This is a genomic window from Pelomonas sp. Root1444 (genome assembly GCF_001426885.1).
GTDB lineage: Bacteria > Pseudomonadota > Gammaproteobacteria > Burkholderiales > Burkholderiaceae_C > Pelomonas.
The window spans coordinates 246,678-267,913 of sequence record NZ_LMFP01000001.1 but is presented as its reverse complement, the minus strand read 5'-3'; the positions used below and the strand labels follow the sequence as shown (position 1 = coordinate 267,913).

Sequence of the window (21,236 nt, the reverse complement as noted above, 5' to 3'; positions counted from 1 at the left end):
AGCGGCGAAGTCAGGGGGATTGCCGGGGCCGGCTTCTTAGAATTTGATTATCCACGAGGGCTTTTTCCCATGACATCCCCCACCGCCGACCTGATCGCCACGCTGCAGGCGGCAACGCCCGCCGAGGCCGACGCGCTGATGCGCAGCGCCTGCGCGGCACTGCGCATGCGCCCCGTCACGCCCGCGCCGCCGGACGCCAGTGCGCTGCGCGCCGGCCTGGCCCGCATCGCCGAGACCGGGCTGGACGGCGTGCTGCAGCGCCTGCTACACGATGCGCCGCAGGGCTCGGCCACCGACGCCCTCGCCGCGCTGCTGCGCCCGGCCGAGCTGGCCTGGGACGAGCCCCAGGAGATCGACTGGGCCGTGCGCCACTGGGAGGCCTGCCGCGCCGAGGGTCAGCTCGACGAGGAACTGGCGGCCGATTTCGGCGAGTACTGGCGCCAACTGGAATGGAGCGCACTGCGCCAGCACCTGGCGCAGCTCGGCGCCGGTCACGCGCAGGAGCGCCGGCTGCTGGCCTATATCGCCAAGACGGCGAGCCGCTATGTCGCGTTCGGGCCGCTGAAGCGGGCCATGGAAGCGCGCTTCCCCGAGCTGTTTGACCTGGGATTCAGTCTCAGGTGATCAGGGGCAGGTGGCGCAGCCCGCAGCCACCAGCCAGGGGTCCTTGTCCTCGCCGCCGAAGATCTCCACCAGGAAGTCGAGGAAGGCCCGCGTGCGCGCCGGCACGTACTTGCGCGTCGGCATGCCGGCCCACAGCGTCGTGCTGAACAGCCGCCACTGCGGCATCACGCGCTCCAGCGCCTGCTCCAGCAGTGCGTCCTCCACCATGAAGCTCGGCAGGCCGGCGATGCCCAGCCCGTGCAGCGCCGCGGCGTAGTTGGTGTCCATGTGGGTCGTCGACAGCGCGGCGCGCGAGGGCACGATGGGCAGCGTGATCTCTTCGCTGCCATCGCCGTGCTGCAGCGTCAGCCCGCGCATCAGCGTCTGCGTCGGCGGCAGCAGCGCATCGTGCTGCTTGAGCTCCTGCGGGTGCTGGGGCCGGCCGCGCTGGTCGAGGTAGTCCGGCGCGGCGCACATGATGAATTCACTGCGCGCCAGGCGCCGGGCGATGAAATCGCCGTCCAGCGCCTCGCGGGCCAGCCAGATCGTCAGGTCGTAGCTGTCGTCCACCGTGTCGACCGGGCCGGGCGACGTGATCTCCAGCGTGACGAGCGGGTACTCGCGGTGGAACTTGGGCAGGTGCTTGGCGAGCTGGTGCACGGCGATGGCCGGCGGGCACAGCACGCGCAGCAGGCCGCGCACCTCCTGCGTGGCCGACGCGGCCAGCGCCGCCGCCTCGTCGACATCGGCCAGGATGCGCCGCGCCCGCTCCAGGTAGGCGTCGCCGATCTCGGTCAGCGCCAGGCGGCGCGTCGTGCGGTTGAGCAGCCGCGTGCCGAGGTGGTCCTCCAGCTCGGCGATCAGCCGGGTGACGACGGCGGGCGCCAGGTCCAGCGCGCGCGCCGCGGCGGCGAAGCTGCCCTCGTCGATGACGCGGACGAAGACCTTGATGGCGCGGAGCTGGTCCATCAGAAGCTGTGAATGGACCCCGCGCGGCCGAGCAGACCGTCACGGCGTCGCCAATCAAGGCGCAAAGCGGAGCAGTAGTGCGGGCTACTGCGAGCATTTGCAACGCCGAGTGGCGGCGTTGTGGCGGGATGAGCGGGCGTGTGGGGTTCGTTCACAGCTTCTCTAGGGGTGAGCCGCCATGACTTGCGCGACCGCGGCCGTCAGCCGCTTGCCGTACGGCACATGCAGGAACTCGTTCGGCCCGTGCGCGTTGCTCTTCGGCCCCAGCACGCCGCAGACCATCATCTGCGCCTTGGGGAAGCCCTTCTGCAGCATGCTCATCAGCGGGATGGTGCCGCCCTGGCCGATGTAGCCCACCGGCGCGCCGAAGTGGGCCTGGCTGGCTTCGTTGAGCGCCTGGCTGAGCCAGGGCGACAGCTCCGGCGTGTTCCAGCCGGTGGCGCCATAGGCGCCGGCACGACCGTCGGGCACGAAAGTGACCTTGGCGTTGTAGGGCGCGTTGTCCTCCAGCAGCGCCTTCAACTCCAGCGCGGCGGCGTTGCCGTCCACCAGCGGCGGCAGGCGCAGGCTGAGCTTGAAGGCCGTGTAGGGGCGCAGCACGTTGCCGGCGTTCTTCAGCTCAGGGAAGCCCTCGGCGCCGACCACCGACAGCGTCGGCCGCCAGGTGCGGTTGAGCAGCACCTCGACCGGGTCGGTCGTCACCGGCAGCACCGGGCCGCCGTCCGCGCCGCAGGCCCAGGGCATGCGCTTGTAGACCTCGTCCTTCAGGATGGCCGCCGTCGCGCGGGCCTGGTCCAGCCGCGCCGCCGGCACTTCGCAGTGGAAGCTCTGCGGCAGCAGGCGGCCGGTGGCGCTGTCTTCCAGCCGGTCCAGCACGTGGCGCAGGACGCGGAAGCTCGACGGCACGCAGCCCGACGCGTCGCCGCTGTGGATGCCTTCGGTCAGCACCTCCACCTTGAGCACACCCGAGACCATGCCGCGCAGCGAGGTCGTCAGCCACAGCTGGTCGTAGTTGCCAGCGCCGGAGTCCAGGCAGACGACCAGCGACACGTTGCCCAGGCGCGGGTTCAGCACGTCCAGATAGGCCGGCAGGTCGAAGCTGCCCGACTCCTCGCAGGTCTCGATCAGCCCGACGCAGCGCGGCCGCGGGATGCCCTGCTTGTCCAGCGCCATGATGGCCGTCAGCGACGCGTAGATCGCATAGCCGTCGTCGGCGCCGCCGCGGCCGTAGAGCAGGCCGTTCTCGTACTTGGGCGTCCAGGGGCCCAGGTCGCTGCGCCAGCCGCTGAACTCCGGCTGCTTGTCCAGGTGGCCGTACAGCACCACGGTGTCGTCGCTGCCGGCCTTGGTGGCCGGCACCTCGAAGAAGATCACCGGCGTGCGGCCGGGGATGCGCACCACCTCCAGCTTCAGGCCGGCCACCTTCTTGCTCTCGACCCAGGCCGCGGCCTGCGTCAGCACCTTCTCGATGTGGCCGTTCTTCGCCCAGTCGGCGTCGAACATGGGGCTCTTGGCGGGGATGGCGATGTAGTCGGTCAGCGCGGGGACGATCTCCTCGTCCCAGACGCGTTCCGCGTAGGTGCTCAGCGCGGCGGCCTCGTCGGCTTGCAGGGGCAGGTTGGGATCACGTGCGTTCATGGCGGACTCCTTCGGCGCGGGTTCGGCGCTTGTGGCGCAGCCAATCAGTTTAGGCCTGCGCGTCAGGCTTCACGCCGCTCCGGAAAACTACGGGCGTCACTTGGATGCGGAGCGCTTAGGCTCCGCGCCACCATGACCCGCCTGCTGCTGACGCTCCTGCTCGCCCTGCTGACCGGCTGCGCTTCCGGGCCGAAGTTCACGGTGGACGACGGGCGCAAGGTCGACGAGACCCTGCTGGCCGGCATGCGCGCCTATGGCGCCGGCGAGCGGCTGATCCGCCCGGCCATCGCCCGCAGCGCCGCGCTGCAGGACCCGGCATGCGACAAGCAATGGGAGCTGCCCTTCGCGGTGGCCACCAGCGCCGGCTGGAGCGCGGACGACCGCGTCGCCTGGGCGCGGGCGCTGCAGGTGGACGAGCGCCTGACCGTCATCGCGGTCACGCAGGACTCGCCGCTGCCCATGGGCACGCGGCTCAACCATGTCGCCGGCCAGGCCAGCGACGACGGCGAGAAGCTGCTCGAGTGGCTGGCCGAGGCGCGCGATGCCGGCAAGCCCTTCCAGGTCGGCACGGCGGCGGGCCAGGCGGTGCAGGTCAAGCCCTTCGAGGTCTGCCGCGGCTACACGCGCTTCGCGCCGCCCAACACGCCGCAGCTGCAGGACTACCACTGGCTGCTCAGCCTGCACCCGCTGGAGGTGACGCAGGCCGAGCCCACGCCGGACGAGGCACTCTGGGCGGTGCTGTGGACGCAGGGCCTGTCCGAGGAAGGCGGCGCCCGCATGAAGACCTATCACTACGCGGTCAAGATCGCCGGCACGCTCTACAACCTCGCCACGCTGGCCTCCGGCGTCAAGGCCGCCGCGCTGGCGGCCGATGCGGCGCTCAGCGCCGCCAAGAGCGCCGCGGCCAACGTGGCCAGCGACTTCCTGAAGCAGCAGCTCATCGAACAGGGCCGCGCGCTGGCTGCGCAGAAGCTGCGCGAGGGCCTGGTGGACGCCGCCCAGCAGCTGACCCGCCAACAGGTCGTCAACGTCATGCAGGCCGCCGCCGCCAACCGCGGCTCGCTGTCCGGCATCTCGCGCATCGGCGCCACCGCCTTCGAGCGCGCCGATGCCTGGGCCTTCACGCGCATGGCGGCCCTGGGCGCGCCGCCGCTGGCCGGCTTCACGCTGCACCAGAAGCTCGTCCAACGCGGCCTGGCGTCGAACGCCTTCCTGTTCGACGCCGACCGCCTCGCCGCACTGAACAAGGTGGCCGCCGCGCGCGGCTTCGAGGCCGAGGTGACGGCGCTGCTCGGCGGCTTCCGTGCCGAGGCGCTGGTGGCCAGCATCGGCGCGATGCCGCTGGCGTCCGCCCAGGGCAGCTTCTCGTTCGACAGCCCCGACGACCCCGGTGCCGGCCGCTTCTCGCGCGGCCTGGTTGACGCGCTGCTGGACATGCCCGCGGAGTCCGGCACCCGGAAGAAATGATGAAGATCGCCACCGCCCTGCTGCTGCTCGCCGCCGCTGCTGCCCAGGCTCAGACCCCGCCCGAACCTGCGGCCTCCGCCCCCGAGCCGCAGCCCGCGCCGGCGCCGCCCCCGCCGAGCTGCGCGCAGCTGACCAGCCGCGCGCTGTCCGCCGACCTCAAGGCCGCCACGGCGCAGTCGCAGAACCAGCCGCTGCAGGCCCAGGTCACGCTCTACGACGAGGCCGTCGCCCAATGGGGGGCGGCCATCGCCGCCTGCGACGGCCGCGCCCGCGAGCGCGCGCAGCGCAACCTGGCCGACAGCCAGAAAGCGCATGACTCGCTGGCCGAGAAGCTGCAGTCCGGCAGCCAGTGCGAGAGCGCCCACCGCGATGCCGGGGCGCTCCAGGAGCTGGCGCGCGGCGCCTTCGGCGAGCGGCGCTTCGCCGAGGCGGCGAGCCTGTACCGCAAGGCCGAGGGCATGTGGGAGCTGGCCGCCGAACAGTGCAACGGCAGCCAGCAGCAGACCGCTCACGCCAAGCGCGAGCAAAGCGAGATCGACGGCCACAACGCCGAGTTCTGCGCCCCGCCCTTCGAGCGGGCGCGCGAGTTCTCCACCAAGCTGCGCAACAGCGCCGCGGCGCTGCCGCTGGCCGATCGCCAGACGCAAAGCCAGATCGGCGAGACGCTGTGGCGCGACACCGCCGGCCTGTGCAAGGGCAGCGCGCAGGAGCTGGCGATGAACAACGCCCAGGCGCTGGCCCGCGAGCGCGGCACGCCGTGGGTGGCCACGCCGCTGCCGGGCGCGCCGCCCACGCCCAAGCCCCCTGCAACGGCTGTCGTCGCCGCGCCGCCCGCGGGCAAGCCAGCCGCGACGCCCACGCCGCCCGCCGCCGCGCCCGCAGCGGCCGCACCGGCCGCCACCACGCCATTGCGGCAGGCGGCTGCCGTGCCGATCACGCCCCTCGCCGCACCGGCCGCCGAAGCCAAGCTCTTCGACCGCAGCGCGGGCGACACGCGCTACGTCGGCCAGTTCGTGCGCAACGAAGACGACACCGTCACCGGCACCGGCCGCGTCGAGTGGAAGAACGGCGATGTCTACGAAGGCCCGCTGGTGCGCAGCCAGCGCCACGGCGTGGGCGAGATCCGCTGGGCCAGCGGGCAGCGCTACAAGGGCGACTGGGTCACCGATCGCGCCAGCGGCCGCGGCCTGATGGTGTTTGCCAACGGCAACCAGTTCGACGGCGCTGTGGTGGACGGCCAGCCCGAGGGCGAGGGCAAGCTCACCTACGCATCGGGCGACGTCTACACCGGCCAGATCCGCAACGGCCTGCCGCATGGCAAGGGCAGCTACGTGTGGATGAGCGGCCAGCGCTACGAGGGCGAATGGGTCCACGACAAGCCGCAGGGCCAGGGCCGGATGCGTTTTGCCAACGGCAACCAATACGAGGGGCAGCTCGCCGCCGGCCTGCCGCAGGGCCGCGGCCGCATGGTGTTCCCAAGCGGCGACATCTACGAAGGCCAATTCGAGGCCGGCAACGCACATGGGGACGGCAAGTACGCCTGGAAGAGCGGCGAGCGCTACGAGGGCGCCTGGTCGCGCGGCTTGAAACATGGCCAGGGCATCTTCCACTGGCCCACCGGCGACCGCTGGGAGGGCGTGTTCAAGGACGACGAGCGCACGGACGGCGGCGTCATGGTCCGCAAAGGCAGCTAACTGCAAGCTCGGTCCGCTACGCTGGCCGCATCCATGTCCCGGAGTCCACGATGAAGACCTTGCTCACCGCCGCCGCCCTCGCCATCGCCTTCGCCGCCCCGGTGGCCGAGGCCCGCACGGCCCAGCATCGCCAAACCAGCCACGTCAGCAGCGGTGTCCAGGCCAAGGCCGGGGCCAAGAAGAAGGCCGGCAAGGCCAAGCACAAGAAGGTCGCGAAGAAGGCGCACGGCAAGAGGGCCTGAGTTCGCAGGCGGAGCCGGTCGAGCTGGTCGAGCGACTGGGGCCTTTCGGGCCGCTCCCAAGCCGGCCCGTCGGGCGATGTGCGAGCGGCTCAACGCCGCGAGCATCGCCGTCCCCTCGGGGGACCGGCCGGTCTCGCCCGCGTCCAGCGCGGCGAGACCGGACGAGGGGCCTCAACTCACTCCCGCTCGAACTTGAACACCGCCACGCTGGCCATCAGGTTGGGCGCGTTGCGCACCACGCCGCCGTTCTGCAGACCGAAGCTGTCGAGGATCTTGAGCCGGTTCTTGCGCGCCAGCACGCCGAAGTCGGCGAAGGTGCCGACGCGGATGTTGGGCGTGTCGTACCACTCGTAGGGCAGCGCGCGCGTCACGGGCATGCGGCCGAACAGCACCTGCAGCCGGTTGGGCCAGTGGGCGAAGTTGGGGAAGCTGACGATGCCCATCTTGCCCACGCGCGCCGTCTCCTTGAGCATCTGCTCGGCATTGCGCAGGTGCTGCAGCGTCTCCAGCTGCAGCACGACGTCGAAGCTCTGGTCCTCGAAGATGGCCAGGCCCTCCTCCAGGTTGCGCTGGATGACGTTGACACCGCGCTTCACGCAGGCCAGCAGGTTGGCGTCGTCCAGCTCCACGCCGTAGCCGGTGCAGCCCTTGTGCTTGATGAGGTGCTCCAGCAGCTCGCCGGTGCCGCAGCCCAGGTCGAGCACGCGCGAGCCCGGCGGCACCAATGCCGCGATGTTGGGATCGAAGCTCATATGGCGACCCCCTTGAACTGCAGGACCGCCGGCCGCTCCTGCTCCGCCGCGACGCGCTCGAAGTACGCCCGCAGCACGCCGTGGTAGCGCGGGTCGTCGAGCAGGAAGGCGTCGTGGCCATGCGGCGCGTCGATCTCGGCGTAGCTGACGTCCAGCCGGTTGTCGAGCAGCGCCTTGACGATCTCGCGCGAGCGCGCCGGCGAGAAGCGCCAGTCGGTCGTGAAGCTGGCGATGAGGAACCTGGCCTTGGCCGACGCGAAGGCGCGGGTCAGGTCGCCGCCATGCTCGGCCGCGGGGTCGAAGTAGTCCAGCGCGCGGGTGATCAGCAGGTAGGTGTTGGCGTCGAAATAGTCGCTGAACTTGTCACCTTGATAGCGCAGGTAGCTCTCGATCTGGAACTCGATCTCCTGCGTGCTGTAGCCCAGCGCCCCGCCCTTGAGCTCGCGGCCGAACTTCTCGGCCATCACGTCGTCGGACAGGTAGGTGATGTGGCCGATCATGCGCGCCACGCGCAGGCCGCGCTTGGGCACCACGCCATGGGCGTAGAAGTGGCCGCCGTGGAAGTCCGGGTCGGTCACGATGGCGCGGCGCGCCACCTCGTTGAAGGCGATGTTCTGCGCCGACAGGTTGGGCGCCGTCGCGATGGCGATGCAGTGCGACAGCCGCTCGGGGTAGCGCAGCGCCCAGTCCAGCGCCTGCATGCCGCCGAGCGACCCGCCCAGCACGGCGGCCAGCTTGGCGATGCCCAGGCGCTCGACCAGGCGGGCCTGCGCGTCCACCCAGTCCTGCACGGTGAAGACGGGGAAGTCCGCGCCCCAGGCTCGGCCGGTCGCCGGGTTGACGTGCATGGGCCCGGTCGAGCCGAAGCAGGAGCCGAGGTTGTTGACGCCGATGACGAAGAACTTCTCGGTGTCCAGTGGCTTGCCCGGGCCGATGAGGTTGTCCCACCAGCCCTCGCTCTTGGGCTGGCCGGCATAGGTGCCGGCCACGTGGTGGCTGGCATTCAGCGCATGGCAGACCAGCACCGCATTGCTGCGCTCGGCGTTGAGCTGGCCGTAGGTCTCGACCGTCAGGTCGTAGGGCCCGAAGCTGGCGCCGCTGCGCAGCCGCAGCGGCTCGTCAAAATGAAAACTCTGCGGCGACACCTCGCCCACACTGCGGCCCGTCATGGCCTTACTCCAGAAACGAAAAAACCGGCGCCACTGTTGCGGGACGCCGGTTGCTCGGAGCCCTGTTTAGCGGCATTTGTAGAGCGCCCGCAATCCGGAACAAATCGGCGCTGAGGGATTGTAGGCCCCTCGTCCAGACTCGCCTGCTGAACGCGGCGAGGCTGGCCGGTCCCCCGAGGGGAGGGCGATGCCCGCGGCGTTGAGCCGCGAGCACCGCCAGACGGGCCGGCTTGGGGCGGCCCGGCGCTCGGCCCCAATGCACGGCGGCCAGGCCGGGTCAGGTCCTGAACTGCGCCACCGCGCCGGTCAGCAGCTGCAGCTGCTGGCGCAGGCTGTCGGCAGCCGCAGCGGATTCCTCCACGAGGGCGGCATTCTGCTGCGTCATGTGGTCGAGCTGGCTGACGGCGCCGTTGATCTGGCCGATGCGCGCGCTCTGGTCGGCCGCGCCGGTCGCGACCTCGCCGATCATGTCGCTGACCTTCTGCACGTTCTCGACGATCTCGTGCATCGTCGTGCCCGCATGCTGCACGAGGCGCGCGCCGGCCTCGGTGCGCTCCACGCTGGCGGCGATCAGCGACTTGATCTCGCGCGCCGCGTCTGCCGAACGCTGGGCCAGCGCCCGCACCTCGCTGGCCACGACCGCGAACCCGCGGCCCTGCTCGCCGGCGCGTGCCGCCTCGACGGCCGCATTCAGCGCCAGGATGTTGGTCTGGAAGGCGATGCTGTCGATGAGGCCCAGGATGTCGCCGATGCGCCGCGAGCTGGCATTGATCTCGTCCATCGTCGTGACGACCTCGGCCACCTCGCGGCCGCCGCGGCGTGCCACATCGGCGGCGCCTTCGGCGAGCTGGCGCGCCTTGCCGGCGGCATCGGCACCATGGCGCACGCCGCTGGTCAGGTCTTCCATCGAACTGGTCGTCTGCTGCAGGCTGGACGCCGCCTGCTCGGTGCGCTGGCTGAGGTCCTGGTTGCCCGAGGCCACCTCGCTGCTGGCCGTCTCGATGCTTTGTGCTGACTCCTTGACCTGGCTGACCAGGCCGCGCAGGCTGGTCTGCATCGAGTCCAGCGCGCGCAGCAGTTCGGCGGCCTCGTCGCGGCCGACGATGCGGATGTCGCAGTTCAGGTTGCCGCCGGCAATCGCCTGGGCCACCGTGCCGGCATAGCGCATGGGGCTGGTGATGGTGGCCGAGTTGATGAGCGTCAGCGGCACGACGAGCACCATGACGATGAGCAGCACGGCCGCCGAGCGCCAGGCGATGCGGCGCATTTCGTTGGCGAACTCGGCCTCGCTGGCCTTGGCCTGCTCACCGATGAGGGCGCCAATGCGCTCGACACGCTGCTCGATCTCGCGCATGGCCGCCTTGGGGCGGTTGAGCATGCGGTCGGCCACCTTGGCGGTGTCGAAGCCGCCCGCCTCGATCTGGCTCAGCACCGGCTGGGCGGCAGCGCGGTAGTCCTGCAGGAACTTCAGCGCCTCCGCGCCGACGGCCTTGTTGGCTTCCTGCCGGCCCTGCTGCAAGTCCTGCAGCGCCACCAGGAGCCGCTGCGCCGCCGCTTCCCAGCGCTGGCGGAACTGCTTGACCTGCTCCGGATCCTCGTAGGCGATCACCATCTGCTTTTCCTCCAGCCGCACCTCGGCCAGGGCCTGGCGGATGGTGCCGAGCTGCTGCACGTCGTGCATGGCATGCGTCGTGACGTCGACATTGAGCGCCATCAGCGCGCGGCCGCCGAGCAGGCCCGTCAGGCCGAGCGCGGCGAACATCAACAGCACCAGTGCGATGGCGCCCTGCATGCGGGTGCGGATGGTGAAGCTACGCATCCAGGTAGCGAGGTTCATGGGATCTCCTTGGCGGCCGCCGAGCGGCCGGGTCACGGTCTTGCATGCTAGTGAAGCAGTCATCGATGGCAAGAGACGTTTTGCCGCAACTTGTAGTTACTGAACACTTGACCAATAATTATCGACATGCCCCGCCCCAGCCAGGACCAGGATCAGGCCTTGCTCGCCGCCGGCGCCGCGCTCTACCCGGCGTTGGGCTGCGCGGGCCTGTCGGTGCGCCGCGTGGCCGACGCGGCGGGTGTGAATCCGGGCATGGTCCATTACCACTTCGGCAGCAAGGACGGCTTCCTGCGCGCGCTGCTGCAGCGCCACTACGAGGAGATGTTCAGCGCGCTGTCGCTGAACATCCAGGGCGATGCCGACGTGATGCAGCGCCTGGCCGCCGCCCTGCTGACCGTCGCGCGCTTCGTGCGCGAGCACCGGCCGCTGATCTCGCGCGTCTGGGCCGACGCCCAGGGCGGCCAGACGGTGGCGCAGCAGTTCCTGCGCGCCAACGCGCCGCGGCACCTGGGTGTGCTGCTGGCGCTGATGCAGGAGGCTGAGAACACCGGCCGCCTGCCGCCCCAGCCGCTGCTGACGCGCTTCACGTTCCTGATGGGTGCGGTCGTCGCGCCCATCCTGCTGGTGGGCGGCATGCAGTCCATCGACGCCGTGCCGCCGGCGCTGCTGGCCGGGGTGGGCGAGGAGGTGCTGTCCGATGCCGCGCTGCAGCAGCGCATCGAATGGGCCCTGCTGGGCCTGGCAAGCGGTGTGTGATGAAGCCCCTCGTCCAAGGAGTACCTTGGCCGCTCCCCCGGGGGGGACGGTGATGCTTGCGGCATTGAGCCCCAAGCACATCGCCAGTGCGGGCCGGCGCTCGGCCCGCAAGCGGCGATGAGAAACGGATAACCGGTATGAAAGCCATGAAGACTGTGGTGCTGCTGATCGCCGTGCTTGCCGGCTGCAGCGACAAACCCAACGCCGGCTGGACGGGCTATGCCGAGGCCGAGCTGGTCTACATCGCGCCGCCGGTGGCCGGGCGGCTGACGACGCTGGCGGTGCGCTCCGGCGAGGCGGTGACCGCGGGCCAGGCGCTGTTCGAGCTGGACGCCACGCCCGAACTGGCGGCCGACGCCGAGGCGCAGGCCCGCGCCCGGAGCGCCCGCGCCCAGGCGCAGGACGCCGACAAGGGCCGGCGCGCGCCCGAGCTGGCCGTCACACGCGCGCAGCTGGACCAGGCACGTGCCGCCGAACGCCTGGCCAGCATCGACCACACCCGCCAGCAGGAGCTGCTGGCGCAAGGCTTCGTGGCCAAGGCCCGCGTGGACGACGCCGCGACGGCGCTGGCCCAGGCGCGGGCCCGCGTCGTCGAGCTGGATGCCGCCATGCAGGTGGGCCGGCTGCCGGCGCGTGATGACGAGCGCAGCGCCGCCCGCGCGCTGGCCGATGCCGCGCAGAGCGGCCGCGCGCAAACGGCCTGGCGCGTGGAGCAAAAGCGCCAGAGCGCGCCCATGCCGGCACGCGTGCAGGACGTCTTCATGCGCCCCGGCGAATGGGTGGGCGCCGGCCAGCCGGTGCTGGCGCTGCTGCCACCGGCCAACCGCAAAGCCCGGTTCTACGTGCCGCAGTCGGCGGTGGGCGGCCTGAAGCTGGACGCGCCGGTGCAACTGCGCTGCGACGGCTGCGGCACCGCCATCCCGGCGCGCATCAGCTTCATCGCCGCTGGCCCCGAGTACACACCGCCGGTCATCTACGCCAATGGGCAGCGCGACAAGCTGGTCTTCCTCGTCGAGGCGCGACCTGTCAACGCAGCCGACGCCGAACGCCTGCATCCAGGGCAGCCGCTGGACGTCACGAGATGAAGAGCCCCTCGCCCAGTCTCGCCTCGCTGAACGCGGGCGCGCGCGATCGGTCCCCCGAGGGGACGGCGATGCTTGCCGGATCGACCGGCAAGCACATCGCCCGGGCCGGCTTGGGGCGGCCCGGCGCTCGACCCGAACACCAAACCGAAAGAGCGACGCTTGCCGTCGACGTGAAGGCGCTGAGCAAGTCCTACGCCGGCCGCAAGGTCGTCGCCGAGGTCGATCTGCAGATCGCCACCGGCCGCATCGTCGGCTTCCTGGGTCCCAACGGCAGCGGCAAGACGACCTCGCTGCGCATGCTTTGCGGCCTGCTGACGCCGGACGCTGGCGAAGGTCGCGTGCTCGGGCTGGACTTCCGCCGCCAGGCCGCCGAGGTGAAGCGCCGGGTGGGCTACATGACGCAGAAGTTCGGCCTCTACGAAGACCTGTCGATTCGCGAGAACCTGGACTTCGTCGCCCGGCTGTTCTCGATGCCCGATCGCCGCGCGGCCGTCGACGGCGCGCTGGAGCGCCTGGGCCTGGCCACGCGCCAGAAGCAGCTGGCCGGCACGCTGTCCGGCGGCTGGAAGCAGCGCCTGGCGCTGGCCGCCTGCCTGTTGCACCAGCCGATGCTGCTGCTGCTGGATGAGCCCACCGCGGGCGTCGACCCCAAGGCGCGCCGCGAGTTCTGGGACCAGATCCACCAGCTTGCCCGGGAGGGCATCACGGTGCTCGTGTCGACGCACTACATGGACGAGGCCGAGCGCTGCGACGAGCTGGTCTACATCGCCTACGGCCACGTGCTGGCGCGCGGCACCGCGGCGGCCATCGTGCGGGAGGCGGGCGCGCGCGATCTCGAAGACGCCTTCGTCCGGCTCGTCGACCAGGCCACCGACAACTTCGCCGCGACCTGACACCGATGCAAGCCCTGGCCCGCACATTCGCCATCGCGCTCAAGGAGGTGCAGCAGATGCTGCGCGACCGCCTGACCTTCGCGATGGCCGCCGGCGTGCCCATCCTGCAGCTGGTGCTGTTCGGCTACGCGATCAACACCGACCCCAAGGGCCTGCCCACGGCGGTGGTGTCGCAGGACAGCAGCCCCATGGCGCGCAGCCTGGTCGCGGCCCTGCAGACGAGCGGTTATTTTCGCGTCGTCGAAAGCGGCATCGGGGAAGCGCGCGGCGACGCTCTGCTGCAAAGCGGGGAGATCCAGTTCCTCGTCGTCGTGCCGGGCGAGTTCGGCGCCCGCATCGTGCGCGGCGAAAGGCCCGCCGTGCTGATCGCCGCCGATGCGACCGACCCCGCGGCGGGCGGCAACGCCATCGCCGCCTTGAGCCAGCTGGGCAACACCGCGCTGAATCGCGACCTGCGCGGCGCGCTGGCCTCCCGCGCGCCACAGCCGCTGCCGTCCGAGGTGCGCGTGCAGCGCCGCTACAACCCCGAAGGCCTGTCGCGCTACAACATCGTGCCGGGGTTGGTGGGCACCATCCTGACGATGACCATGGTCATGCTGACGGCGCTGGCGATGACGCGGGAACGCGAGCGCGGCACGATGGAGAACCTGCTGGCCACGCCGGTGCGGCCCATCGAGGTCATGGCCGGCAAGATCCTGCCCTACGTCGTGCTGGGCTACGTGCAGCTGGGCGTCATCCTCTGTGCGGCCTTCCTGCTGTTCGACGTGCCGATGGTGGGCAGCGCCACGCTGCTGCTGGCGCTGATCGGCGTCTTCATGCTGGCCAACCTGGGCGTGGGCTTCACGTTCTCGACGCTGGCGCGCAACCAGCTGCAGGCGCTTCAGCTGACGTTCTTCTTCTTCCTGCCGTCCATGCTGCTGTCGGGCTTCATGTTCCCGTTCCGCGGCATGCCGCCGTGGGCGCAGGCGCTGGGCGAATTGCTGCCGCTGACGCATTTCCTGCGCATCGTGCGCGGCGTCATGTTGAAGGGCGCCGGCGCCGCGGAGCTGTTGCCGGAGCTGTGGCCCATGCTGGCCTTCCTGGCCGCTGCCGGCGGCGTGGCCCTGTTGCGCTATCGGCAGACGGTCGATTGAGCCTCAGCGCCCTGCACCGCCTCGCGGCCGCAGATAAGGCAATGCGAACAAGTACAGACCAGAGAACAGCTGCAGGAACAGCGGCGGCAACGGCGAATAGGTGATCCACGGCGGCGGCTCGCCGGGCTGCAGGGCACGGGCGGCGAAATTGAGGAGGACGGCCGCCGTGAAGACGAGGGACAGCCAGCGGTGGCTCTGCCGCGTCCAGCGCTCGACGCGTGCCGCGAAGCAGCCGGCCTGGCGGGTGGCCGGCCCGACTTGGGCATGGGGAAGGCTCATGGGTTTCTCCGGGTGGGGGAGAAGCCATTGGACCCATCCGCCGCTTGCGGCGCTTCTTGAAAACTGATCGATTGACGGCAGTCAGGGCCAATGCCGCCGCAGGACCGGCGCGACGTCCGGATGCTGCTCCACCCGCAGCAACTGCGCATGGAAGGACGGCCGCTCGGCCTGCAGCATCGCCCGCGCGCCGGACCATTTGGAGACGACGGTCGCCAGCAGCTCCAAGGCGCCCGGCGAGCCGGCATCGAAGCCGATGCCGAACTCGTCGGCGAACACCCGCCAGTGCTCGTGCAACCGGGCCCGCGTGCCCGCGCGGATCTGCACCTTGATCGCCTCGTCGCAGGGCTCGCACCAGCGCTCGGGATAGTCGATGACGCTGATGGCCGCATAGCAGTTGGCCGTGATGAAGACCAGGCCGCGCAGCACGCGCGCCCGCGCACCGGCGTCCGCCGGCAGCAGCAGGCCGGGCGGGGCCGCCAGCCCCAGGTGGATGAGGATGGCCGCGCTCTCCGTCATCACGGTGCCGTCGGGCAGGACCAGCGTCGGGATCTGGCCCAGCGGGTTCACACGCAGCAGCGCATCGAAGCCGGGCCCGGGGTTCCAGGATGCGGCATCCACGCTGGTGTAGGCGATGCCGGCGCGGGCCAGTGCGGCCTCGACGGCGGCAGCCCCCGAACCCTTGGTGCCGTACAAAGTCAACATGGGTCAAACTCCTTCATCGAGCGGTGCAAAATCGTTTCACCGAGCCATCATGAATCCGAATCCCAGCCTTCCTCCATCCCGACGATCGATGGCCAAGCCCAGCTTCGGCCGCGTCAGCATCGGCGTGCACGGTCGCGTGATGGTGTCTTTCGCCGAGGGGCCCTTCGATGCCGAGCTGATGGCCGCCACGCAACGCGCCATCGCGCTGGCCGGCAAGCGCCTGCCCGCGGACCGCCGCTTCGGCGACCTGCTGGAGATCCGCGGCAGCCTGCAGATGGATGCCGACGCGATGGCCCAGCTGCGCGCCAGCATCGACAGCTTCGCCTCGCGCGGGCTGGTCGCGCTGTCCACCGTCTTCCTCGTGCGCCCGGGCATCCCCGGCATCGAGCGCCTGCCCGCGTTGATGGACATCTGGCGCGCCAGCCGCCCGGTGCGGCGGGCCGACAACTTCGACGCCGCCTGGGCGCTGGTCAACGCCGACCTGACGGCCGCCGGCCTGTCGCCGCAGGACCCGCCGCCGCGGCCCTGACGGCCACAAGGCAGCCCGCCTGAGCGTCAGCAGCCCATCTGCCGCTGGCTCGTGCCGAGCCGCTTGAGCGTCAGCGTCGGCAGGCCAGCGCCGCTGGTGGGCGCCAGCTCGATGCTGTCGTTGCTCAGGAAGCGCCCGTTGTAGCCGGCGGCAATCGGCGCGGCGACGCTGCCGGCGTGCAACGAGAGCGTGAATGTGCAGTTGGCGTAAGTGCCGTCATAGAGGATGGACGGCGCGCCGTTGATGCTCACGTTGACGCCGCTGAAGCTGCCGCTGGATGAGGTGGGGGTGTCGGGCACGAAGAACATATCCACCTTCGTGGCCCCGGTGGTGCCGGAGAAGCCGAACTCGAAGAGCGGAATGATCAGCGCTTCCGCCCCGCCGCCGCAGGACGACAGCAGGGACAGCGCGAGCAGCGCAGCGCCGGCCTGGGCACGGCCGGGGTGGTGGGAGTGGCGGTGATTGGACGTGGACATGGTTCAAGGCTCCTTGGCCAAAAGGCGCAGGAATTGCGCGGTGTCTTGCTCCAGGCGCTGCAGCTCGGGTGCGCGCTCGGCGAGCTGGGCGCGCAGCTCGGGGCTGGTGCGCTGGGCGGTGTAGATGGCGGCCATCTGCGAGTCGATGCGCCAGAAATGCAGGTGCACGGACCACAGCTGCTCGCGCAACGCCCGCCAGGCGGGCAGCACGGGTTGCGGCCAGTGGCGCGCGAGGCTGCCGTCGTGGGCCTCGCGGGCGCGCAGGAAGCGGCGCAGCGCCACGTTGTAGCGCGCGACGTAGTCGGTCAGCGTCGGCCGTGCCACGGTGGGCTGCTGCAGCAGCATCCAGACGTTGTTCAGCACCAGCAGATAGCCGTTCAGCGTCTCGGCCAGGTCCACCTGCGTGGCCTGCGGGTCACCGGGCGGGATGTTGCGCGTCGGCTCCAGCTGCCACAGCGCGCCGGCAGTCGCCTGCACGCGTTGATGCACGTCGGCGATGTCGTGCACCGTCGTCGTCAGGTCCTCGGCCGACTTCATCAGGCCGACGACGCCGCGCCCGCTCAGCACCGGCCCGCCGGAACTGCCACCGCGCACGCCGGCGAAGTCGATGCGCAGGTCGTGGTTGTCGTCTGCCGACGCGCGCACCTGGCCGCGGGCGGGCACCAGGCTGCACTCGTCGTTGCTGCCCAGCAGCCACACCGGCTCGCCGACGCCGGCCGGCTGCGCGGCCAGCGCGCGCAGGTCCAGCTGCAGTTGCGCGGGCCGTGGCACCGTCAACAGCGCGAGGTCGGTGCCCCGCGGGTCCCAAGCCGGCCAGGCGTGGGCCTGCAGCGTCGCGGCACCCGCGCCGCACAGGCGCAACCGGATGTGGGCGCTGGGCTGCTCGACCTCGCCGCTGCCGCGCATGCCGGTACGCACGACGACATGGCGCGCGGTCACGATCCACAGGCGCTGTGCATCCGCGCCCACAATGAGGCCGAAACCGTGCTCCCCCACGTCGTCGGCCGCGATCCACACCAGCAGGCCGCGCAGCCGTTCACCCAGCTCCTCGCCGCTCAGGAACGTCGTCTCCTGCGCCGCAGCCCGGCCGCCCGCCAGCGCGGCCAACAGCAGCGCGGCTTTCAGGAGGCGTCGCCGAACTGCTTGCGCAACCATGTGCTGATGCCCCACAGCAGGCCGGCTGCGCTCCACAGCAGGCCCAGGGTGTGGTTGTGGGCGGCGTACGCCAGCCAGCTGGGCTCCAGCCGTTGCTCGAAGTCGCCGGTCTGCACGCCGATGTGGCCGGCCGAGCCGCTGAGCTGGATACGCACCGCGTCGCCCACCGTCACCTCGCACCGGTCGACGCGCAGGCCGTCCAGCACCAGGCCGCTGCCAGCGTCCAGCTTGAGTACACGCTCGGTGGCGGGCAGGTTCAGCGTGGCCTGGCGCAGCGATGAGGCCAGCCGCACCTGGCCGTCGGCGCCTGCCTGCCGTTCGACGAGCCGCAACGCGGACGGTCGCAATCCGCGCCACTGCAGGCCCGCACCGCCCACCCGCTGCAGCCACAGCGATGTCGCGGCCTTGCCGGCCCCCAGCTTGATCCACTCGGCCACCGCGTAGTGGCTCTGCTGGGCAGGCGCGCCGCCAAAGCTGGCCGACACCGCGCCGCCCAGCGTCAGCTCGGCGGCATGTGGCGCGCCCTCCAGCCCGAGCCGCACGGCGGGCGATCCGCCCTCGAAGAGCAGCTCGGCGCCGGCCGCGTGGCTGACCCGGCCCAGCGCCAGGCGCTCCGCCCGCAACGCCATCGCGCCGGCCCCGTCGTCCCGGGCACGCTTTACCCATGTCGCATCGGCCGATGCCACCGACGTGAAGCCTTCGGCACGCACCTCGCCGCCGACCGCCTGGCCGCCCAAGACGCCGGCTTCGGGCAGCCGCAGCTGCACGGTGCCCGCCTCGAGCTCTAGCGAGAACGGCACGCGCGGCACGCGCACCCAGGCGGCCAGCGACACCAGCGCCGCCACGACCAGCAGCGCGATGCCCTGGCGCCGGAACGCACGGCTGCGGCCGGCCCCGCGGCCTAGCGTGTCCAGGAGCGCATCGACGAGCTGCAGCCGCGCCTGCAGCTCCTGCAGCGTGGCCAGCGGCGCCTCGTCGCGCAGGCCCTGCGACAGGCGCCCGGCCAGCGCCTCGCGCCGCGCCAGCAACGCGTCGCGCTCAGGGTGGGGTGTCATCGTCGGCAGCAAGCAGAGCGAACTGCAGCAGCGGCAGGGCCTGGCCCTGGCCGTCGAGCGCGCGCACGTCGATGCGCAAGCCACGGCCATCGGCGGGCCACGGGATCGGCAGCGCGACGCGCTCCCAGGCGAACAGCGGTGGGCCGGCGAGCGCCTGCCAGCCGCTGTCCGGCAGCGCGGGGCCGGCCAGGCGGTAGCCGCGCCAAGACATCGCCGACACCGCCACCGATGGCCGCAGCACCGCGTAGACCTTGTCTCCCGGCGGCGTGCCGGCGGCGTGAGTGTCCACCGGCACGAAGGCGGGCGGGTCCGCGCCGCCGGCCAGCGCCAGGAAGCCCAGGTCGCGCAGCGTCAGGCCGGTGGCCTGCAACATCGGCGCGCCGTCCCAGGCCAGGCCGGCATCGCGCGCCAGTTGGGCATCCACCCGGTAGAGCGGGCTGGAGCGCAGCGGCTGGATGAGCAAGTGTGTGTCGCGCCGGCGGCTGGCCCGCAGCGTCAGCCCGGTTGCGTTGCCGGCCGCCCAGCTGCCAGGCACTGCCTGCGTCAGGGACACCAGCTCCACGAACGGCTGGGACACGTTCTTGACGTAAAAGCCCTCGCAGCGCGGCTGTCCGGGCACCGGCCGGTAGGCGGGCTGGCGCGCCGTGCTCGCGACCAGCGCCGGGCATTGGAAGGTTGTGGCTTGCGCCAGCGCCGGGCCACCGGTCAACACCAGCGCCGCAGCGACGCCTAACGCCACCAGTGAATGCATCCTGCAGCGGACGCTGGCGGCGGCCGGTTGGACTCGATACATCGCAGCTTCCTCCCGCGCAGCCAGTCTAGCGACGGGCGCAGGCCACCGCCCTCATCAGACTAGGGGAAGGACGCGCCCGTCAGAACGGCCAAGGGCGCTGAGCTGGCCGCAATCCTTCCCAAGCCGCACCCAGCGCCAGCACGCCAGCATCGTCGAAGCGGCGGCCGATGATCTGCAGGCCGATCGGCAAACCGCCAGCGGCATAGCCCGCATTGATCGCCAGCGCCGGCTGCTCGCTCATGTTGAAAGGCAGCGTGAAGGCGATGTGCTCGAAGGGTCGCGCCGGGTCGTGCAGTGGGCTGGCCTGGTGGGCCGGGTAGGCGGGCATGGGCGCGACCGGCGACAGCACGAAGTCGAAGGGCTCGCACGCGGCGTGAGCCGCCTCGCGCAGCGCCTGCATCTGGCTGTAGCCGTGGAACACGGTGGCGCCGTCGTAGTGCGCCGCGGGCGCTACCCAGTCGAGGATGTAGGGCAGCACCCGCGCGCGGCGCTCGGGTGGCAGTGCCGAGATGTCCAGCCAGGAGCGCATGCGCCAGAAGCGGTCGATGCCGTCGGCCATCTCGCGTGTCGTGAACGCCGGCAGCGGCTCGACGAGGGCACCGTCCTGCTCGAAAGCCCGGGCGACCCCGTGGATGGCAGCCTCGACCTCGGGCTGCACCGCATCGCCCCAGCCCGCGTCCAGCCAGAGGCCGACACGCAAGCCACGCAGGGCCAGCGGCCGGGGCAAGACCTGGCCCGGCGGCAGCTGTGTCGGGTCGCGCGCATCCGGCTGCGCGAGCACCGCCAGCATCAGCGCGGCGTCCTCCACCGTGCGCGTCAGCGGCCCCGCGACGCGGCCGGCATAGCCCGGCTTGATGGGCACGCGGCCATGGCTGGGCTTCAGGCCGACCAGGCCGCACCAGCCGGCGGGCAGGCGGATGGAGCCACCGATGTCCGTGCCCAGGTGCAGCGGCCCGTAGCCGGCGGCCGCCGCTGCAGCGGCGCCGGCACTCGACCCGCCCGGCGTCATGTGCACGTCCCACGGGTTGCGCGCCGGTTCGGCATACAGGCTGGACAGGCCCGAGCTCAGCATGCCGTAGTCGGGCATGGTGGTGCGGGCCCACGCGATGGCGCCGGCCTCGCGCAGGCGCGCCGCGGGCGGGGCTTCGAAATCAGCGGTCGCATCCTCCGCCGTCGCGGCCGTGCCGAGTCGGTAGGGAGCGCCGGGCACGGCGATGTTCTCCTTCAGCGTGACGGGCACGCCGTCCAGCGGCAAGGCGGTGCCGGCGCGCCAGCGGGCTTCGCTGGCGCGGGCGGCCGCCAGCGCCCCTTCGGCGTCGATGCCGCACAGCGCATGCAGCTCGCCCTCGCGGGCCGCCGCCTGGGCCAGCACCGCCTGCATGACCTCGACGGGCGACAGTTCGCCGCGCCGATAGGCGGCCAGCAGCGCCGCCGTACCGAGGCCGGCGATCACTTCTTGAGCTTCTCGGCGGCCTTCAGCATCGCGTCGATGTGGCCGTCGGGGTTCATGCTGGCATGCACGGCGGCGATCTTGCCGTCGGTGCCGATCAGGTAGGAGACGCGGTCGGCCATGCTGCCGGGCACCATCTTCAGCGCTGCGTCGTAGTCCTTGATGACCTTGCCGCCCGCGTCCGCCGCGACGGCGAACTTGTTGCGGCAGGCCTCGACGCTGAACTTCTTCAGCGTGTCGATGTCATCGTTGGACATGCCGATGACGGTGGCGCCCACGGCCTTGAACTTGTCGGTCGCCTCGGCGAACTGGTGCGCCTCGACGGTGCAGCCGCTGGTGAAGGCCTTGGGATAGAAGTACAGCACCACGGGGCCCTGCTTGAGCGCCTCGGCGAGCTTGAACTTGAAGGCCTGGCCACCGACCGCCGCGTCGGCGCTGAAGTCGGGCGCCGGCGCGCCGACTTTGAGGGCGGCTTGCGACGCGGTGCAGATCAGACCAACGGCCAGGGCGGCCAGCAGGCGACGGGGCATGTGAGGTTCTCCAAGCAGACGAAGCGCCG

General features: G+C 71.3%; 21 protein-coding genes, 1 pseudogene and 1 riboswitch. Of the genes and pseudogenes, 9 read left to right on the top strand and 13 right to left on the bottom strand.

Features of this window, described 5'->3' with window-relative positions; all coding sequences use genetic code 11:
- Positions 1–69 precede the first annotated feature (69 nt).
- Positions 70–624 (top strand): hypothetical protein, encoded by a 555-nt coding sequence (locus ASD35_RS01080; RefSeq protein ID WP_056873057.1) that lies wholly within the window; start codon positions 70–72, stop codon positions 622–624.
- Here the strand turns inward: ASD35_RS01080 and ASD35_RS01075 are convergent, their stop codons facing one another.
- Positions 625–1,572 carry a LysR family transcriptional regulator gene (locus tag ASD35_RS01075; RefSeq protein ID WP_056873056.1) on the bottom strand — a complete coding sequence of 316 codons (948 nt, stop codon included), beginning with the start codon at positions 1,570–1,572 and terminating at the stop codon, positions 625–627.
- A 162-nt stretch (positions 1,573–1,734) separates the two neighbouring features.
- Positions 1,735–3,210, bottom strand: coding sequence for a M20 family metallopeptidase (locus ASD35_RS01070; RefSeq protein ID WP_056873055.1), 1,476 nt, complete (start codon positions 3,208–3,210; stop codon positions 1,735–1,737).
- 132 nt (positions 3,211–3,342) lie between these two features.
- Here ASD35_RS01070 and ASD35_RS01065 point away from each other — a divergent pair, with 132 nt between their 5' ends.
- The 3 genes from ASD35_RS01065 to ASD35_RS01055 are packed head-to-tail and all read left to right on the top strand — an operon-like array spanning position 3,343 to position 6,613.
- Positions 3,343–4,677, top strand: coding sequence for a hypothetical protein (locus tag ASD35_RS01065; RefSeq protein ID WP_056873054.1), 1,335 nt, complete (start codon positions 3,343–3,345; stop codon positions 4,675–4,677).
- Positions 4,677–6,371, top strand: coding sequence for an MORN repeat-containing protein (locus ASD35_RS01060; RefSeq protein WP_056873053.1), 1,695 nt, complete (start codon positions 4,677–4,679; stop codon positions 6,369–6,371). Before ASD35_RS01065 ends, ASD35_RS01060 begins: the two co-directional genes overlap by 1 nt.
- Positions 6,372–6,421: 50 nt before the next feature.
- Positions 6,422–6,613, top strand: coding sequence for a hypothetical protein (locus tag ASD35_RS01055; RefSeq protein WP_056873052.1), 192 nt, complete (start codon positions 6,422–6,424; stop codon positions 6,611–6,613).
- A 176-nt stretch (positions 6,614–6,789) separates the two neighbouring features.
- On the opposite strand, the gene metW is transcribed toward ASD35_RS01055, so the two are convergent.
- From metW to ASD35_RS01040, 3 genes are all read right to left on the bottom strand, one after another.
- On the bottom strand, positions 6,790–7,365 hold the full coding sequence (gene metW, locus ASD35_RS01050) for a methionine biosynthesis protein MetW (RefSeq protein ID WP_056873051.1): 576 nt from the start codon (positions 7,363–7,365) through the stop codon (positions 6,790–6,792).
- On the bottom strand, positions 7,362–8,534 hold the full coding sequence (locus ASD35_RS01045; protein WP_056873050.1) for a homoserine O-acetyltransferase: 1,173 nt from the start codon (positions 8,532–8,534) through the stop codon (positions 7,362–7,364). The genes metW and ASD35_RS01045 overlap by 4 nt, the downstream gene beginning before the upstream one ends.
- A gap of 45 nt (positions 8,535–8,579) precedes the next feature.
- Positions 8,580–8,655: riboswitch (SAM riboswitch) on the bottom strand.
- 156 nt (positions 8,656–8,811) lie between these two features.
- The gene (locus ASD35_RS01040) at positions 8,812–10,371 is read right to left on the bottom strand and encodes a methyl-accepting chemotaxis protein (protein WP_056873049.1); all 1,560 of its coding nucleotides are present in this window, start codon (positions 10,369–10,371) and stop codon (positions 8,812–8,814) included.
- A 126-nt stretch (positions 10,372–10,497) separates the two neighbouring features.
- On the opposite strand from ASD35_RS01040, the gene ASD35_RS01035 reads away from it, so the two are divergent.
- The 4 genes and pseudogenes from ASD35_RS01035 (at position 10,498) to ASD35_RS01020 (ending at position 14,238) form a co-directional block, all read left to right on the top strand.
- Entirely contained in the window at positions 10,498–11,127 is a 630-nt protein-coding gene (locus ASD35_RS01035) for a TetR/AcrR family transcriptional regulator (protein WP_056873048.1), read from the top strand.
- Between the two features lie 137 nt (positions 11,128–11,264).
- A complete protein-coding gene (locus ASD35_RS01030) occupies positions 11,265–12,212 on the top strand; it encodes an HlyD family secretion protein (protein ID WP_056873047.1) in 948 nt (315 codons plus the stop codon).
- A gap of 68 nt (positions 12,213–12,280) precedes the next feature.
- Positions 12,281–13,024, top strand: a pseudogene (gene ccmA / locus ASD35_RS01025) (heme ABC exporter ATP-binding protein CcmA); the annotation flags it as partial.
- Positions 13,025–13,110: 86 nt separating this feature from the next.
- A complete protein-coding gene (locus ASD35_RS01020) occupies positions 13,111–14,238 on the top strand; it encodes an ABC transporter permease (RefSeq protein WP_056873046.1) in 1,128 nt (375 codons plus the stop codon).
- A 3-nt stretch (positions 14,239–14,241) separates the two neighbouring features.
- Here ASD35_RS01020 and ASD35_RS01015 read toward each other — a convergent pair whose 3' ends face one another.
- Complete coding sequence (locus ASD35_RS01015; RefSeq protein WP_235538198.1) at positions 14,242–14,517, bottom strand: hypothetical protein; 276 nt, start codon at positions 14,515–14,517, stop codon at positions 14,242–14,244.
- A gap of 81 nt (positions 14,518–14,598) precedes the next feature.
- The gene (locus ASD35_RS01010) at positions 14,599–15,219 is read right to left on the bottom strand and encodes a glutathione S-transferase family protein (protein WP_056873045.1); all 621 of its coding nucleotides are present in this window, start codon (positions 15,217–15,219) and stop codon (positions 14,599–14,601) included.
- An 88-nt stretch (positions 15,220–15,307) separates the two neighbouring features.
- Here ASD35_RS01010 and ASD35_RS01005 point away from each other — a divergent pair, with 88 nt between their 5' ends.
- Positions 15,308–15,748 carry a hypothetical protein gene (locus tag ASD35_RS01005; protein ID WP_056873044.1) on the top strand — a complete coding sequence of 147 codons (441 nt, stop codon included), beginning with the start codon at positions 15,308–15,310 and terminating at the stop codon, positions 15,746–15,748.
- Positions 15,749–15,774: 26 nt separating this feature from the next.
- Here ASD35_RS01005 and ASD35_RS01000 read toward each other — a convergent pair whose 3' ends face one another.
- From ASD35_RS01000 to ASD35_RS00975, 6 genes are all read right to left on the bottom strand, one after another.
- Complete coding sequence (locus ASD35_RS01000) at positions 15,775–16,224, bottom strand: hypothetical protein (protein WP_056873043.1); 450 nt, start codon at positions 16,222–16,224, stop codon at positions 15,775–15,777.
- A 3-nt stretch (positions 16,225–16,227) separates the two neighbouring features.
- Positions 16,228–17,379, bottom strand: coding sequence for a serine protease (locus tag ASD35_RS27495; RefSeq protein ID WP_056873042.1), 1,152 nt, complete (start codon positions 17,377–17,379; stop codon positions 16,228–16,230).
- Positions 17,346–18,434, bottom strand: a complete 1,089-nt coding sequence (locus ASD35_RS27490; RefSeq protein ID WP_162254404.1) for a hypothetical protein — start codon at positions 18,432–18,434, stop codon at positions 17,346–17,348. Before ASD35_RS27490 ends, ASD35_RS27495 begins: the two co-directional genes overlap by 34 nt.
- On the bottom strand, positions 18,418–19,227 hold the full coding sequence (locus tag ASD35_RS00985; RefSeq protein ID WP_157275292.1) for a hypothetical protein: 810 nt from the start codon (positions 19,225–19,227) through the stop codon (positions 18,418–18,420). Before ASD35_RS00985 ends, ASD35_RS27490 begins: the two co-directional genes overlap by 17 nt.
- 79 nt (positions 19,228–19,306) lie before the next feature.
- A complete protein-coding gene (locus tag ASD35_RS00980; protein ID WP_200955999.1) occupies positions 19,307–20,677 on the bottom strand; it encodes an amidase in 1,371 nt (456 codons plus the stop codon).
- Positions 20,677–21,207, bottom strand: a complete 531-nt coding sequence (locus ASD35_RS00975) for a peroxiredoxin (RefSeq protein ID WP_056873038.1) — start codon at positions 21,205–21,207, stop codon at positions 20,677–20,679. Before ASD35_RS00975 ends, ASD35_RS00980 begins: the two co-directional genes overlap by 1 nt.
- Between the last annotated feature and the right edge of the window lie 29 nt (positions 21,208–21,236).